This window comes from Lysobacter sp. H21R4, from assembly GCF_015277535.1.
Lineage (GTDB): Bacteria > Pseudomonadota > Gammaproteobacteria > Xanthomonadales > Xanthomonadaceae > Novilysobacter > Novilysobacter ciconiae.
On the sequence record NZ_CP063772.1, the window covers coordinates 2350070 to 2365733 of the forward strand.

Consider the following 15664-nt stretch of genomic DNA (forward strand, 5'->3'; position numbering starts at 1 on the left):
GACGAGGCCGCCTGAGGGCGGCTTCGTTGTTTGGCGAGATGCATCGCTCCGGCCGTCGTGGGCGTCTTGCGACATAAACACTCCAGCGCTTCTGCGGCACTGCCGTGGAGGCCGGGGCGATCGCCGTGCCTGTTCGTCGCGACTCAGTCGCGCCTCGCATATGGATACGCTCCGGCGGCCACGGGAGCGTCCCCACACAGGGCCGCAGCGTCCACTACCCGCATGCCATGCTCGCGAACGCACAGGGCGAATACCCGCTCGACCGCATGGGCAAAGGTGCCATCGAGCTGGCCGGCTTCGGCCTCGAACTCCCACTCGTCCAGATGCGCGTCCAGCAACGGCCGCAACCCCTCCAGCCTCACCCAGAACATACTGCCGGAAACAAAGTGGTCGGCCAAGGCCTCTGGCTTTTGGATCCCCAACCTGGTTGCCAGATGGCGAACGTTGTCACGGTTGGCGCCCCAGTAATGTGGCAGCGGATGCAAGTGTCCCTCCGGAGCTACTAGACCGAGCAATGGAGTTTCCTGAAAGGCTTCCGTGATCTTCTTTTTGCGTTCGGGCGATGCTAGCCGATCGATCAGCTCGCGCCGCCACTTCGACCCGTGCTGAAGGTGCGGCGACTGTTTTGTATGCAGCTTCAGTACCAGCGTCTCGCCCTCGTTGAGCAGACGGTCTGCGACACGCAGGAACGGCAGGATATCGCGGCCGCGATTCTCGTGGACTTCCACCTCGGCGGTCATCCCGCGGCGCGCGAGTTCGGCTGAAATCTGCCTGGCTTGTTGTTGTCCGGTGGTCACAACCAATCGCATGGGGGCTGCAAGTGCAGCCAGCGCGTCGAGCAAACCAGCAAACGCATCGACGTACCAGGCGTGGATCACCACGCACGGGCGCGTCGCTACTTTGGCTTTCCTGCTCGCCGCCGGCCCCTTCGCAGCGCTGCGCAATGCGTCCGCCGTTGCATGCAGCCAGGCGTGGCCGAGCCGGGCATCGGGCTCAAGCACCGCGCCCTCGGCCCATTCGTTCCAGGCATTGACGAAGACCAGCGGAGCCGGGTTCCGGTTGACTGCCGAAGTGTCCCGTCCGGAGCGGCCGATGGCGGCGGTCAGCCAGTCCCGATAGCGCCGCGGGGCGGCATGCAGATAGGTACGGCCCTGCGCCGGACGGCGGGGCTCGTTATCCCAACCGCAGTTCACGGCCGGGAAAAGCCGATACGTCGGTGACGTCCGTCGGCTGTAGTCGGTCGCCAGTTCGCGCCAGTCCAGTACCTGACCGGTGTACGCGTCGTTGACAAGCACCTGATCCGCAGTGATGTCGGCCGGCGTGGACAGGTTGGGCGGAAACTCCACCGCCGCATCGAACCCCAGCGTCGCCGGATCAGGGCGTTCGAACCCCTGCACATAGGCAATGCAGATCTCGCCGACGCCGTTGCCGTCACACCACTGGCGCCAGCGTGCAGCCGTCGCGGCCGGATCGGGCAGCAAACCGGGGCGGTACACCAGCAGCAGCGGCTTGCCATCGACGCGCAGGTAACGCGGATCGCGGAAATAGTCCGATACGTAGGCGATGAAGGCCAGATCGTCGTCGGGATCGTGGCTCTGCTGCACCAGGATCTCGCCCGCGCGACCGTCCCACCGTCGCGCCCAGCTCTCGTTCGCCCAGCATAGGCAGATCGGCAACGTGATGGACGGATCATCCAGCCACTGGCGCAGCGGGGCTTCCAGCAGGGTCTCGCCCTGGAACCAGTAGAAATAGCAGCAGAAGGCAGAAATGCCGTACGCCTGTGCGAGCCTGGCCTGCGCCCGCATCGTCTCGGGATGGGTGAGGTCGTAATAACCGAGCGCACCGGGCAAACGCGGCTGTGCATGCCCCTGGAATTGCGGCAGCGCGCGGCCGACATTGCGCCATTCGGTGAAGCCCTCGCCCCACCATTCGTTGTTCTCTGGAATGGCATGGAACTGTGGCAGGTAGAACGCGACCAAGGTCGCCGGGAGCGGTGCAGGCAGCGCTTCGGGTTGGTGGGCGCGGTATCCAAGCGCCCGGCCATCGGACGTCGCCAGCGCGCGTCGCGCCGGAGTGGCCCCGGACGACTGGCCGGGGATCGCGGCGGGACGCACGTCCGGGAAGCGCTGCAGAAACCACTGCCGCCAGTGGTCGCGCCTGGCCTCGCCCAGCGGCACCAGCCGGAAGGCGACGCGTAATACGTGGAACAAGCGTTCGCGCGCGATGCGCATCAGATTTCTGGCATTCGGCATGGCGCGCAGCTTACAGGGGGTTGGCTCGCACGGACCGGTGCAAGACCCCGCTCAGACGTCCTCGCGGGACGCGTCGGCGGTTCTGCCACTGGTCAGCACCCAACCCACGATCTCGCCGGTCACCGCGTGCAGGGCCTGGTCGAACGCCTGCACCACGTCCTCGATCGATGTACTGGCCGTCGGCGCCTGCTGCAGGAAAGTACGCGACGCGACCACGCGCTGGCTGGCAATGTGCAGCAGCTTGGCGTTGACCTCGATCACCACCGTCGGCGGCGCCGCGGGCGCATCGTAGTCGGATTCGAAACGCCGCACTTCCAGCATCAGGCGGTACTGCGCGCTCATCCCGCTGCCCTGGCGCGCGACCGCGGCAATCCGCCCGGAGTCCTCCAGGGTGCGCAATATCGCGCCCTCAAGCATGTCGGTCGGGATTCGCGCCCAACTGGCGCCCTTGTAGATCTGCAACTCGTTGGCTGACGGACGCACGGCGATGCGCAGGCTGTCGCCGACCCGCGTTGCGTTCACCTTGGCCAGCGACAGCTGCCAGTCCACCCGCGGCCACGAAGGATCCGCCTGCACCCGCGGGTCAAGGTCGTACACCGTGGCGCGGTCGCGGGTGTTGTTGCCCAGCACCGAGCAGGCGGCCAGCAACAGGCACCCGAACAACAGCAGCGCGGTACGCATAGCGGCAAGCCCGCGGTTGCGTGGGCGGGACGTGGTCGTGTTGGTGTTCATTCGGGTTCGAACTCCTTGAGCGAATCGCGGCCGAGCAGGTAGCGGGCCGGATTGCTGTCCAGGCGGTCGCTTACCCGGCGCAGGTCGCGCACCAGGCCGCGCAGCTCGCTCAGCGTCGGGCCAAGCTGGGACAATCCGTCGTTGGCGAAACTGTTGATTGCCGCGCGGTTGTCGTTGACGATGCCGTCGGCGCCGATGGCCGCCGAGTCGAGGCGGGCCAGCGTGTGGTCCAGCCGCGCGACCAGTTGCGGCAACTTGCTCACCAGCTCGCGGTCGATGCTCAGCACGGCGGTATTGGCGTTGCCGATGGTCGCTTCCAGCTGTTCGCTGGATGCGCGCGCATGGGTGATCAACGCCTTGAGGTCTTCGCGCTGATCGGATATCGCGCCGGTGAGCGTCTCGACGTTGGCCAACGTGCGGGCCACGCTCTCCACGTTCTCCTCGCTCAACAACTGGTCCATGCGCGCGACGAGCCGGTTGGCGGTATCGGCGATGTTCTGCAGCGCGGAGGCCTCGGTCTGGATGACCGGGGTCTCGCTCTTGTCCACGTCCACCAGCCGCGGGCTGGCCGGGTCGCCGCCGGTGAGCTGGATGATCGGGCTGCCGGTGATGCCGGTCATCGACATCTTGGCGCGCGTGTCGGTCTTCACCGGCGCGCTGGCCTGGACCTTGAGCGTGGCAATCACGCGGCGCGGATCATCGGGTGCCAGGCGCAGCTTCTCCACGGTGCCCACCGAGATGCCGTTGTACTGCACGCTGCTGCCTTCGCTCATGCCCGTGACCGGCTCGTTGAAGATCACGCGATAGCTCTGCCAGCTCTTGTCGGTCGAGTACTTGGCCGCCCACAGCGCAAAAAACAGCAGGAAGAGCGTCATGACGATCGTAAACGCGCCGATCAGGACGTAGTTGGCCTTGGTTTCCATCAGGGGACGACCTCGTTGAGCGGGCGGGCGGCCGAGCCGGCATCCTGCGCGGCGCGGGCCCGGGGGCCGTGGAAGTACTCACGCACCCACGGGTGCTCGCATTGTTCGATTTCTTCGATCGGGGCGCAGGCCACGACCTTGCCGTCTGCCAGCACGGCGATCCGGTCACATATAGCGTAAAGGGTGTCGAGGTCGTGCGTGATGAGGAACACGGTGAGCCCGAGCGCCTGCTGCAGGGTCCGGATCAGGCGGTCGAAGGCGGCCGCGCCAATCGGATCCAGGCCGGCGGTGGGTTCGTCGAGGAACAGCAATGGCGGATCCAGCGCCAGCGCACGCGCGACGCCGGCACGCTTGCGCATGCCGCCCGACAGCTCGGACGGAAACTTCTCCAGCGCGTCACCGGGCAATCCCGACAGTTTCACCTTGAGCAAGGCCAGCTCGTAGCGCAGCGAGTCCGACAGGTCGGGGCAGTACTCCTTCAGCGGCACCTCGACGTTCTCGCCCACTGTCAGCGACGAAAACAACGCGCCGTCCTGGAACAGCACGCCGGTGTTCTGCTCGATATGCCTGCGCGTCCTGCTGTCGCTGCTGAGCGCATCCACGCCCAACACCTCGATGCTGCCATCGTTGGGACGGCGCAGGCCAAGGATGGAACGCATCAGCACGGACTTGCCGGTGCCCGATCCGCCGACGACGCCGAGGATCTCTCCGGGCATCACGTCCAGGTCGAGCCCGTCGTGCACCACCTGCGCACCAAAGCGGTTGACCAGCCCGCGCACGCGGATGATCGGGCGGGGATCCGCGGGGGCCGTCACCAGCCCATCTCCATCAGCCAGATCGCAAAGAACGCGTCCAGCACGATCACCAGCGAGATCGACTGCACGACGCTGGAGGTGGTGCGCTCGCCCAGCGATTGCGCGGTGCCCTTCACCTGCAGGCCTTCCAGGCAGCCGATGAGGCTGATGACCAGCGCAAACACCGGCGCCTTGCCCAGCCCGACCCACAGATGCTTCAGCGACATCGTGTCCTGCATCCGCGCCAGGTACTGCTGCGGTGGAATGTCCAGATTGAATGCACCGACCGTCAGCCCGCCCAGCAAGCCCGCCATCATCGCCACGAAGGTCAGCAGCGGCAGGGTGACCAGCAGCGCAAGGACCCGCGGAATCACCAGCAGGTCGACCGGATCCAGTCCCAGGGTGCGCATCGCGTCGACCTCCTCGCGGCCGACCATGGCGCCGATCTGGGCGGTGAACGCACTGGCGGTTCGGCCGGCCAGGATGATCGCGGTCAGCAGCACGCCGAACTCGCGCAGGAACGCGATGCTCACCAGCTCGACAACGAAGATCGTGGCGCCAAAGTCACGCAGCACGTTCGCGCCGAGAAACGCGACCACCGCGCCGACCAGGAAACACAGCAGCGCCACCAGTGGCACCGCGTCCAGTCCCACCTGCTCCATGTGGAAGACGGTGGCGGTGGGCCGGAACCGCCTGGGGTCGCGGACCAGTCGCAGCATCTTGACCAGCACCTCGCCGAAAAACCCCAGCAGCGCGCGCGCCTCGCGCCAATTGCCGGCCACGGCCCGGCCCAGCCGTGCCAGCGCCTCGCGCACGCCGAACTCGCGCGGACGTGGCAACCGCTCATCGGTGACGTCGTCGATGACTGCAACGAGCGCGCGGTGGTCGGGATGGAACTCAAACGCCTGGAAGTCGACCCCACGCTCGCGTGCGAAGCGCAGCAACTGCAGCACGCCCAGCGAATCGAGCCGGTCCACGCCAGTGGCATCCAGCACGCGGGTGTCTTCGGGCATGGATGCCAACTGATCACCGACCGCCTGCGCCTGTTCGATCGTCCACTGGCCGGCGAGCACCTGGCGACCGCCGTCGCGGTCATCGGGGGCGAAGCTCGGTGGCGAAGGGTTGGATGCACTCATGGGTGATCGAAGGATACATGCGCGACCCATGCACAGCGCGTGGTCCCCGGCCCGCGTGCGATCCTAGCGGGATGATCAGCACGTCATCCCACGCCACCGCCACCATTCCGCTGAGCAACGCCAGCTATCCCGACCGCATCGCCTTCATGGTCGAGCTGGCCGAGCGCCTGCACCTGTACGGCACCACCGCCCAGCGCCTGGAAGGCGCGTTGCTGTCGGTCGCCGAGCGCCTGCGCGTGGAGTGCGAGCCCTGGGTCAGCCCGACGGCCCTGATCATGTCCTTCAGCGATCCGCAGCAGCTGCCGGGGCACAGCGACATCACCCGCGTGATCCGCCTGCCTCCGGGAGACACCGACCTGCAGCGCCTGGTCGAGACGGACCGCATCGCCGAGGCGGTCATTGCCGGCGAGATGGGATTGGCGGCCGCCTTCGAGGCGCTGAGCGAGTTGGACACGCCGCCCTCGCGCTGGGCCCAGGCCCTGCAGGTCATGGCGTTCGGCCTCGTGGCAGCGGCGGTGGGTGGACTGCTGCGCTTGCCGTGGCTGGATATCGCGGTGGCCGGATTCAACGGCGTGCTGATCGGTGTGCTGACCCTGCTGGGGGCGTCGCGACCACGCTTGCGCGAGGCCTCCGACGCGCTGCTGGCGATGGTCGCGACGCTGGTGGTCGTGCTGGTGGCGACCTTCATCGCGCCGCTCAACCAGAACACGGTGATCATCGCTTCGCTGATCGTGTTGCTGCCGGGTCTTTCGCTGACCAACGCCATGAACGAGTTGACCAGCCAGCACTTGGTGTCCGGCACGGCGCGCGCGGCCGGAGCGCTATCGACGGTGCTCAAGTTGACGCTGGGGACGGTCATCGCCCTTTACCTGGCGCACCTGGTCGGCCTGGAGCCCGCCGTGCGCGCGCTGCGACCGCAGCCGCCATGGGTGGAATGGCCGGCGTTGGCCGCCGCATCACTGGCGTTTGCGGTGCTGTTCCGGGCGCACGTGCGCGATTACCCACTGGTGATGATTTCCGCCGCGACGGGTTATCTGATCTCGCGCTATGGGGGGCTGGCCTGGGGCAGTCCGGTCGGAATCTTCTTGGCCGCGCTGGTATTGACGGTGGCGGGGAACGGTTATGCGCGGTGGTTTGACCGCCCCGGCGCACTGGTCCGGGTGCCGGGTATCATCCTGCTGTTGCCGGGCAGCGTCAGCCTGCGCGGAATGATGGACCTGGTCCAGCGTCAGGACGTGGGTGTGGGACAAGATGCGCTGATGGCGGTGGTGAACATCCTGTTGGCGGTCATTGCCGGACTGCTGTTTGGCAACCTGCTCCTGCCCACGCGCAAGAACCTCTAGATAACTGAAGCGAGAAAGAAAAACGCCGGCATTCGCCGGCGTTTCCCTGCTGCCGGCGCATCGCCGGAGAAGTTCGATCCAGTGCGTCCCGGCATCAACCCTCGGGGTTGATCAGGAACTCGTCGCGGTTGCGGCCGGCATCGGTGAAGGCGGTCAACCAGCGCGGCTGGCGGCCGCGGCCGGTCCAGGTCTCGTTGGCGTTTTCGGGATTGCGGTACTTTGGCGCGACCTTGCCGGTGGTCTTGCGCGCTTTACGCGGCGCACTGGCGCGCACACGTGGTTCAGCCGCCGCGGCACCGCCGGCGCCGAACAGCTCGGCAATCGTATAGCCCTCGCTCTTCGCCGCCTGCATTACACGCTTGCGCGCTTGGGTAATGGGCTTGCGCTTGCTCAGCGTGGTCTTGCGTTTCTTCGCCTCGTTGATCAGCGCGGTGAGTTCTTTGGCTGACAGGGATTCAATATCGACTGACATGGGGGATTCTCCGGGAATTGGTGAAACTCGGCCGCGGCACGGCCGGCGAGCCAATACTAGGCCGGCGAGCGGAGTTAGTAAACGCTGACTATTATCCCGGCCGGCCCGGCATTCATTTACTTGCCCCCAGGTTTGCGCAATGAGCGATCAAGCACCGGCGCCGATCCGGATCAGCAATGCGTCCAGCCCGATATTTTCGGACGCCTCGGCCAGCCGATGCCGGTATTCGAAGGTACCAGCGACAATGCCGCGCTCGGAAACCACGATCCGGTGCGGGATGCCAATCAGCTCCATATCGGCGAACATCGCGCCGGGACGCAAACCGCGATCATCCATTGCCGCTTCGATGCCCATTCCAAGCAATTGACGGTGCAGCGCTTCAGCCGCGACCACCACCGCCGGGTCTTTTTTGGGATTGATGATGCAGATCACCACCTGCCACGGCGCCATCGCCTCGGGCCAGACGATCCCGTTGGCGTCGTGGTTCTGCTCGATCGCGGCGGCGACGATGCGCGACACGCCCACCCCGTAACAGCCCATGGTCGGCGTCACGGCCTTGCCATTGGCGTCCTGCACCGTGCAATCCATGGCCGCGGCATATGTGCGGCCGAGCTGGAAGATGTGGCCGACCTCGATACCCCGGGCAATCTGCAGGCTGCCACTGCCGTCGGGCGACGGGTCGCCAGCGATCACATTTCGGATATCGGCGACCGCATCGGGTTCGGCCAGGTCGCGGCCCCAATTGACCCCGGCCAGATGAAACCCCTTTTCATTGGCGCCGACGACGAAGTCGGTCATCGCCGCCACGCTGCGGTCGGCGATCACGTGCACCGGTTTGAGCGGCTTCACCGGGCCAATGAAGCCAGGCTCCGTGCCGAGGTTCTCGAGAATCTCGGCCTCCGTCGCCATCCGGTAGTCGGCCAGTCCGGGAAGCTTGGCCAGCTTGATCTCGTTGATCTGGTGGTCGCCGCGCACGAGCGCGAGAACGAAACCCTCCTCGCCGACCACGGCAACGGACTTCACGGTGCGCTCCAGATCGGCTCCGAGAAGCTCCGCCACTGCCTCGCAGGTGCGCTGATACGGGGTTTCCACCCGGGTCATGTTCTCGCCGGCAGCCGCTCGTGAACCCGGCGCCAGTGCTTCGGCCAGTTCGACATTGGCGGCATAGCCGGAGGCATCGGAGAATGCGATCGCATCCTCACCGGACGCGGCCAGCACGTGGAACTCGTGCGAGGCGCTGCCCCCGATCGCACCGGTATCGGCAAACACCGCACGGAACTCCAACCCCAGTCGGGTGAATATGCGGTTGTATGCCTCGTGCATCACCTCGTACTGGCGGTCCAGGTCGGCGTCATCCAGATGGAAGGAGTAGGCGTCCTTCATCAGGAACTCGCGCGCGCGCATGACGCCGAAACGCGGCCTGATCTCGTCGCGGAATTTGGTCTGGATCTGGTAGAAACACGCCGGCAGCTGTTTGTAGCTGGCCAACTCCTGGCGCGCGAAATCGGTAACGACTTCCTCGTGGGTCGGGCCATAGCAGTACCAGGCTTCCTTGCGGTCCTGGATTTTCAGCAACTGTCCGCCAAATTTTTCCCAGCGCCCGGTCTCCTCCCACAGCTCACGCGGCTGCACGGCGGGCATCAGCATCTCGATCGCACCGGCGGCGTCCATCTCCTCGCGGACCACGCGCTCGACCTTGCGCAGCACGCGCAGGCCCAGCGGCGTCCAGGTGTACAGGCCGGAGGCCAGCTTGCGGATCATCCCGGCCTTGAGCATCAGCTTGTGACTGATGATTTCCGCCTCGGCGGGGACTTCCTTGCTGGTGTGGAGATGGAATTGCGAGAGGCGCATGGCGGAACCGGCAGAATGGTCGGGCGCCTATTCTGCCTCAGTGAGCGCGGTACCGGCCCACCTGCGTTCAGGACCGGCCGTACACGTCCTCCAGGCGGACGATGTCGTCCTCGCCCAGGTAACTGCCCGACTGCACCTCGATCAACTCGACCGGCTCGGTGCCGCGATTGCGCAGCCGGTGCACGCTGCCCAGCGGGATGAAGGTGCTCTCGTTTTCGTGCAGGTCGAACACGCGCTCGCCGCAGGTCACCTCGGCGGTGCCCGACACCACCACCCAGTGCTCCGCGCGGTGCCGGTGCTTCTGCAGGCTCAGCGCCGCGCCGGGCTTGACCACGATGCGCTTGACCTGGAAACGCTCACCCACGCCGATCGAGTCGTAGCTGCCCCACGGCCGATACACCTTGCGATGGATCAGGTGCTCGCTGCGCCCGGCCGCTTTGAGCCGGTCGACCACGAGTTTCACGTCCTGGACCCGGTCCTTGCGCGCCACCAGCGTGGCGTCCGGCGTATCGATGATGATCAGATCCTCGACGCCGATGGTGGCAATCAGGCGACGTTCGGAGGCCTTCACCAGACTGCCAGTGGTATCCACCGAGATCACGTCGCCTTCCTGGCGGTTGCCGTCGGCGTCATGCTCGGCCACCGACCATAGCGAGGACCACGAGCCGATGTCGCTCCAGCCGCAACTGACCGGTACAACGGCGGCGCGATCGGTTTTCTCCATGACCGCGTAGTCGATGGAGTCACTGGGACTGGCCGCGAAGGCATGCTCGTCGATCCGGATGAAATCCAAGTCGGTGGAGGCCTTCGCCCAAGCCTGCTCCACCGCATCGACGATCGCCGGAGCATGCCGCGCAAGCTCGTCCAGATACACCCGTGCGCTGAACAGGAACATTCCCGAGTTCCAAGCGTAGCCGCCGACGTCCAGATACTCCTGCGCGGTTTCGAGATCGGGCTTTTCCACAAACCGGTCGATGCGATAGCCCTCGAAGCCCAACGCCCCGCCCTGACGGATGTAGCCGTAACCGGTTTCGGCATAATCGGGCGTGATACCGAAGGCGACCAGCCAGGCCTGTTCGGCCAACGACAGGGCGCGACCGACGGCGTCGCGGAACGCCGCCTCGTCCTCGATCAGGTGATCGGCGGGCATCACCAGCAAGGTGGCATCCGGGTCCGAGCGCAGGGCCTGCATCGCCGCCAGCGCGATTGCCGGCGCGGTATTGCGTGCCAGGGGCTCCAGGACAATGCCGCCATTGCCCATCGCAATTGCCTGCAACTGCTCGCCGACCATGAACCGGTGCAGCTGGCTGCAGATGGTGATCGGCGGCTGGACACCAGGCAGACGGCTGGCCCGCAGGACCGTCTCCTGGTACAGCGAGCGCTCGCCGATCAGGGTCAGGAACTGCTTGGGCTGGTTCTGCCGCGACAGCGGCCACAGGCGGGTACCGCTGCCACCGCTGAGAACGACCGGATGTAACATGCCGATTCCTTTGGATTGAACCCGGACAGAATAGCTCGTCAGACGAGGCGGCGGAGGCCCCGCTCGGATAGAATGGGCGTTCTTTCGGCCCCCGATCCATGGTGTTCCGGGCACGGCCGCAGACGTAATGCAGACTCATCAAGGACCCCCCACAACGATGAAAATCCTGGTTGGTTACAAGCGCGTCGTGGACTACAACGTCCGCGTCCAAGTGAAGCCGGACGGCTCCGGCGTGGTGACCGATGGCGTGAAGCTGTCGGCCAACCCGTTCGATGAAATCGCGTTGGAAGAGGCGCTGCGTTTGCGCGACAAGGGCATCGCCACCGAGGTCGTCGTCGCCACCATCGCACCGGCCAACGCCCAGGCGCACCTGCGCAACGGCCTGGCGATGGGCGCCAATCGCGCGCTGCACGTGGTGATCGAGGACGGCCAGGACGTCCAGCCTCTGACGGCCGCGCGGGTCTTTCTCAAGCTGATCGAGAAGGAGCAGCCCGACCTGGTGATCCTGGGCAAGCAGGCGATCGACGATGACGCAAACCAGACCGGCCAGATGCTGGCGACCATCTGGAACCGCCCGCAGGCGACCTTCGCCTCCAAGCTGGAGATTGCGGACGGCAAAGCGACCGTGACCCGCGAGGTTGACGCCGGCCTTGAGACCCTGGAAGTGGACCTGCCCGCCGTCGTCACCACCGACCTGCGCCTGAACGAGCCGCGCTTCATCAAGCTGCCTGACATCATGAAGGCCAAGAGCAAGCCGATGGAGACCATCGCGTTTGCCGAGATGGGTGTGGAGTCGGGCAACCTGCTCAAGACCACCCACTACGCGCCGCCCGCCAAGCGCAGCAAGGGCGTCATGGTCAAGGATGCGGCCGAACTGGTCGCCGCACTCAAGTCGAAGGGGTTGCTGTAATGAGCAAGGTACTGATCATCGCGGAGCATCACGAGGGCGCGCTCAACTCGGCCACCGCCAAATGCGTCACCGCTGCGCAGGCGCTGTCGCCCGAGTCCATCGACATCGTCGTGCTGTCCGATTCGCCCGACGACGTCGCCAAACAGGCGGCCACCATCTCCGGCGTCACCCGTGTCCTGACCGTGGCCAATGCCGCCAACGCGCAGGCCATCGCGCAGACCCTGGCGCCGCAGATCGCCAAGCTGGCCGATGGCTACACCCATGTGTTCGGCCCGTCCACGACGTTCGGCAAGGACCTGATGCCCTGCGTGGCGGCCCTGCTCGGCGTCGCCCAGGTGTCGGACGTGATGGAAATCGAGTCCAGCCACGTCTTCAGGCGACCGATCTACGCCGGCAACGCGATCATCACCGTGGAGGCGCCCGCCGCCGACACCGTCGTCGCGACCATCCGCACCGCCTCCTGGTCGGAGGCCGCCCAGGGAGGGGAGGCTCCAGTTGAAGCCGTGTCCGTGGAAGCCTCTCTGCCCGAGCACACCCGCTTCATCGGACTGGCCGGCGCAAGCTCCGACCGTCCCGACCTGCAGAGCGCCAAGCGCGTGGTGTCAGGCGGACGTGGCGTGGGCTCCAAAGAGAACTTCAAGATCGTCTACGAATTCGCCGACAAGCTCGGTGCCGCGGTCGGCGCCTCGCGCGCAGCGGTGGACGCGGGCTACTGCCCCAACGAGATGCAGGTCGGCCAGACCGGCAAGATCATCTCGCCGGAGCTGTATGTCGCCATCGGCATCTCCGGCGCCATCCAGCACCTGACCGGCATTAAGGATGCGGGCACGATTGTGGCGATCAACAAGGACGGCGATGCGCCGATCTTCGAGGTTGCGGACATCGGGCTGGTCGGGGATTTGTTCCAGATTTTGCCGGAATTGGAAGCCGCCTTGTCTTAAAGCCACCTCGACTTCGAGAATCGCAATGCATCTTCCCTGCTTCAAAGCCTACGACATCCGTGGTCGCGTACCGACTGAACTTAACCCCCCCCTTGCGCGTCGGATTGGTCTCGGCATGGCGATGCTACTGGGTCCAGGCCCCGTCGTGTTGGGTCGGGATGTCCGTCTGACGAGCCATGAACTTCAGAGCGCGCTTGAAAGCGGCCTTCGCCACGCGGGTCGAGAAGTGATTGACATCGGGTTGTGTGGAACTGAAGAGGTCTATTTCCAGACCGCGCATATGGGTGCAGCCGGCGGCGTGATGGTGACCGCCAGTCATAATCCAATGGACTACAACGGTATGAAGCTGGTACGCGAGGACGCCAAGCCGATCAGTGGCGACACCGGTCTGTTGGACATCCGCAATTTTGCCGCCGGCACTGAAGAACCGCCGGCACTGGCTGACGCCGCCCGCCGGGACGCGCCGAACAAGCAGGCCTATATCGATCACCTGCTGACCTATATCGATCGACCATCATTGAAGCCGCTCAAGATCGTCGTAAACTCCGGTAATGGCGGCGCTGGCATCGTGGTCGACGAGCTCGCCCGGCATCTGCCGTTCGAGTTCGTGCGCATCCAGCACGAGCCGGATGGCACGTTTCCCAATGGAATCCCGAATCCGCTATTGCCGGAAAACCGCGCTGCCACTGCCGATGCCGTGCGTGACAGTGGCGCCGACTTCGGCATCGCGTGGGACGGCGATTTCGACCGCTGCTTTTTTTTCGATGCCAAGGGCGACTTCATTGAGGGTTACTACTTGGTTGGCCTGCTGGCCAGTGCGTTGGTGCTCAAAAGCCCTGGCGGCAAGGTGATCCACGACCCGCGCCTGGTCTGGAATACCGTGGACATGGTCGAACAAGCTGGTGGCATCCCCGTTCTGTGCAAGACCGGACATGCTTTCATCAAGGAGCGCATGCGCGCCGAAGACGCCATCTATGGCGGCGAGATGAGTGCACATCACTACTTCCGTGATTTCGCCTATTGCGATTCGGGCATGATTCCGTGGCTGCTGATCGCCGAACTGATGTCACGCAGTGGTACATCATTGACCGATTTGGTCGCTGACCGTATGCGGGCGTTCCCCTGCAGCGGTGAGATCAATTTCGTTGTCGATGATGCCAAAGCAGCAGTGACCCGTGTAATCGAACACTTCGCGCAGCAGGACCCTATTCTCGACCATACCGACGGTGTCAGCGCCGATTTTGGCCAGTGGCGATTCAACCTGCGCACCTCCAACACTGAGCCGCTGCTGCGACTCAATGTCGAGACCCGTGCGGACACGGCGCTGCTCAAGGCACGTACCGACGAGCTGTCCGCCCTGATCGGCGGCAGCGCTCCCCAACATTGATCCCAGGACCGTTCCCATGCTCCCGATTCTTCCCGTGATCCTTTCCGGCGGCTCCGGTACCCGCCTGTGGCCGTTGTCGCGTGAGGCCTATCCCAAACAGTTTCTGCCGCTGGTGGGCGATGCCACGATGTTGCAGGCTACCTGGAAGCGCGTGGCTGCCATTGCCGGTACCGCACCCATCGTGGTGGCCAACCAGGAGCACAGGTTCATGGCTGCCGAACAGTTGCGCGAATGCGACGTCACTCCTGCCGCCTTGATCCTGGAGCCGGTCGGACGCAACACTGCCCCGGCCATCGCGATCGCTGCACTCCAGGCCTTGGCCGCAGGCGAGGACGCGCTGCTGCTTGTTCTACCATCAGATCACGTCGTACGCGACGACACCGCCTTCCATGACGCAGTGCACGAGGCTGCAACGGCTGCGCAGCACGGCAAGCTGGTTACGTTCGGCATCGTGCCGACCGCGCCGGAAACGGGCTACGGGTATATCAAGGCGACCGCCGGACAGGGAGTGCGTGCGGTCGAACGTTTCGTCGAGAAGCCCGATCTGGCGACGGCTGAGAATTACCTTGCATCCGGTGGCTACTTCTGGAACAGCGGCATGTTCCTGTTCAAAGCTTCCCGTTATCTGGATGAACTGCGCACCCTGCAGCCGGCTATGTTATCCGCCTGCGAGCAGGCACTCGCGAAAGCCTCCCGCGATACGGACTTCATAAGGCTCGACGCAGAGGCATTCTCCCAGAGCCCGAACGACTCTATCGATTATGCGGTTATGGAGAAGACGCGCGACGCGGCCGTCGTGCCGCTTGATGCAGGCTGGAGCGATGTCGGCTCCTGGGCCGCCCTGTGGGAGGTGTCGGACAAGGATGCCAATGGCAACGCCCACCATGGCGATGTCATCGAAATCGGTTGCCACAACACCTATGCCCATGGCTCGCGCCTGATCGCCATGGTGGGATTGCAGGATGTTGTGGTCGTGGAGACCGACGACGCGGTAATGGTCGGCCACCGCAACCGCATTCAGGAGGTCAAGGAGATCGTCAACCGGATCAAGCGTGACGGCCGCAGCGAAGCGGCGGCACACCGTAAGGTCTATCGACCTTGGGGCGCCTACGACTCGATTGACAACGGCGACCGGTTTCAGGTCAAGCGCATCACCGTCAAACCGGGCGCTACGCTGAGCCTGCAGATGCATCATCATCGCGCGGAGCATTGGATCGTGGTCAGCGGAACGGCCGAGGTCACGCGCGGCGAAGAAGTCATCCTACTCACGGAAAACCAGAGCACCTATATCCCGCTGGGTGTGACCCACCGACTGAAGAACCCGGGCAAGCTGCCGCTGGAACTGATCGAAGTGCAGTCGGGCAGTTATCTGGGTGAGGACGATATCGTTCGGTTCGAAGACCAGTACGGCCGCGTAGCCGGCTGAGCTGAGAAAGCGTGACG

At 65.0% G+C, this 15664-nt stretch carries 13 protein-coding genes; 5 read left to right on the forward strand and 8 right to left on the reverse strand.

The window, feature by feature from the left end:
• Positions 1 to 143 precede the first annotated feature (143 nt).
• The 5 genes from INQ40_RS10750 to INQ40_RS10770 are packed head-to-tail and all read right to left on the reverse strand — an operon-like array spanning position 144 to position 5837.
• A complete protein-coding gene (locus tag INQ40_RS10750) occupies positions 144 to 2252 on the reverse strand; it encodes a glycoside hydrolase family 99-like domain-containing protein (protein ID WP_194340420.1) in 2109 nt (702 codons plus the stop codon).
• A gap of 51 nt (positions 2253 to 2303) precedes the next feature.
• The gene (locus INQ40_RS10755) at positions 2304 to 2933 is read right to left on the reverse strand and encodes an ABC-type transport auxiliary lipoprotein family protein (protein WP_194342536.1); all 630 of its coding nucleotides are present in this window, start codon (positions 2931 to 2933) and stop codon (positions 2304 to 2306) included.
• Between the two features lie 47 nt (positions 2934 to 2980).
• Complete coding sequence (locus tag INQ40_RS10760; protein WP_194340421.1) at positions 2981 to 3907, reverse strand: MlaD family protein; 927 nt, start codon at positions 3905 to 3907, stop codon at positions 2981 to 2983.
• Positions 3907 to 4722, reverse strand: a complete 816-nt coding sequence (locus INQ40_RS10765) for an ABC transporter ATP-binding protein (RefSeq protein ID WP_228482003.1) — start codon at positions 4720 to 4722, stop codon at positions 3907 to 3909. Before INQ40_RS10765 ends, INQ40_RS10760 begins: the two co-directional genes overlap by 1 nt.
• Positions 4719 to 5837: an MlaE family lipid ABC transporter permease subunit gene (locus INQ40_RS10770; RefSeq protein ID WP_194340422.1), complete on the reverse strand. Its 1119-nt coding sequence runs from the start codon at positions 5835 to 5837 to the stop codon at positions 4719 to 4721. The genes INQ40_RS10765 and INQ40_RS10770 overlap by 4 nt, the downstream gene beginning before the upstream one ends.
• 71 nt (positions 5838 to 5908) lie before the next feature.
• On the opposite strand from INQ40_RS10770, the gene INQ40_RS10775 reads away from it, so the two are divergent.
• On the forward strand, positions 5909 to 7180 hold the full coding sequence (locus INQ40_RS10775; protein WP_194340423.1) for a threonine/serine exporter family protein: 1272 nt from the start codon (positions 5909 to 5911) through the stop codon (positions 7178 to 7180).
• 94 nt (positions 7181 to 7274) lie between these two features.
• Here INQ40_RS10775 and INQ40_RS10780 read toward each other — a convergent pair whose 3' ends face one another.
• The 3 genes from INQ40_RS10780 to INQ40_RS10790 all read right to left on the reverse strand — a co-directional run bounded on the left by INQ40_RS10780 (position 7275) and on the right by INQ40_RS10790 (position 10989).
• Positions 7275 to 7652 (reverse strand): H-NS histone family protein, encoded by a 378-nt coding sequence (locus tag INQ40_RS10780; protein WP_194340424.1) that lies wholly within the window; start codon positions 7650 to 7652, stop codon positions 7275 to 7277.
• Positions 7653 to 7799: 147 nt separating this feature from the next.
• A complete protein-coding gene (locus tag INQ40_RS10785; protein WP_194340425.1) occupies positions 7800 to 9503 on the reverse strand; it encodes a proline--tRNA ligase in 1704 nt (567 codons plus the stop codon).
• Between the two features lie 67 nt (positions 9504 to 9570).
• The gene (locus INQ40_RS10790) at positions 9571 to 10989 is read right to left on the reverse strand and encodes a mannose-1-phosphate guanylyltransferase/mannose-6-phosphate isomerase (RefSeq protein WP_228482208.1); all 1419 of its coding nucleotides are present in this window, start codon (positions 10987 to 10989) and stop codon (positions 9571 to 9573) included.
• A 151-nt stretch (positions 10990 to 11140) separates the two neighbouring features.
• Between INQ40_RS10790 and INQ40_RS10795 the strand changes: the two genes are divergently transcribed.
• From INQ40_RS10795 to INQ40_RS10810, 4 genes are read left to right on the forward strand one after another with little or no spacing between them, the layout of a single operon-like run.
• Entirely contained in the window at positions 11141 to 11893 is a 753-nt protein-coding gene (locus tag INQ40_RS10795) for an electron transfer flavoprotein subunit beta/FixA family protein (protein ID WP_194340427.1), read from the forward strand.
• Positions 11893 to 12834, forward strand: coding sequence for an electron transfer flavoprotein subunit alpha/FixB family protein (locus tag INQ40_RS10800; protein WP_194340428.1), 942 nt, complete (start codon positions 11893 to 11895; stop codon positions 12832 to 12834). The genes INQ40_RS10795 and INQ40_RS10800 overlap by 1 nt, the downstream gene beginning before the upstream one ends.
• Before the next feature lie 25 nt (positions 12835 to 12859).
• Complete coding sequence (locus INQ40_RS10805; RefSeq protein ID WP_194340429.1) at positions 12860 to 14221, forward strand: phosphomannomutase; 1362 nt, start codon at positions 12860 to 12862, stop codon at positions 14219 to 14221.
• Positions 14222 to 14237: 16 nt separating this feature from the next.
• The gene (locus INQ40_RS10810) at positions 14238 to 15647 is read left to right on the forward strand and encodes a mannose-1-phosphate guanylyltransferase/mannose-6-phosphate isomerase (RefSeq protein WP_194340430.1); all 1410 of its coding nucleotides are present in this window, start codon (positions 14238 to 14240) and stop codon (positions 15645 to 15647) included.
• Positions 15648 to 15664 lie beyond the last annotated feature (17 nt).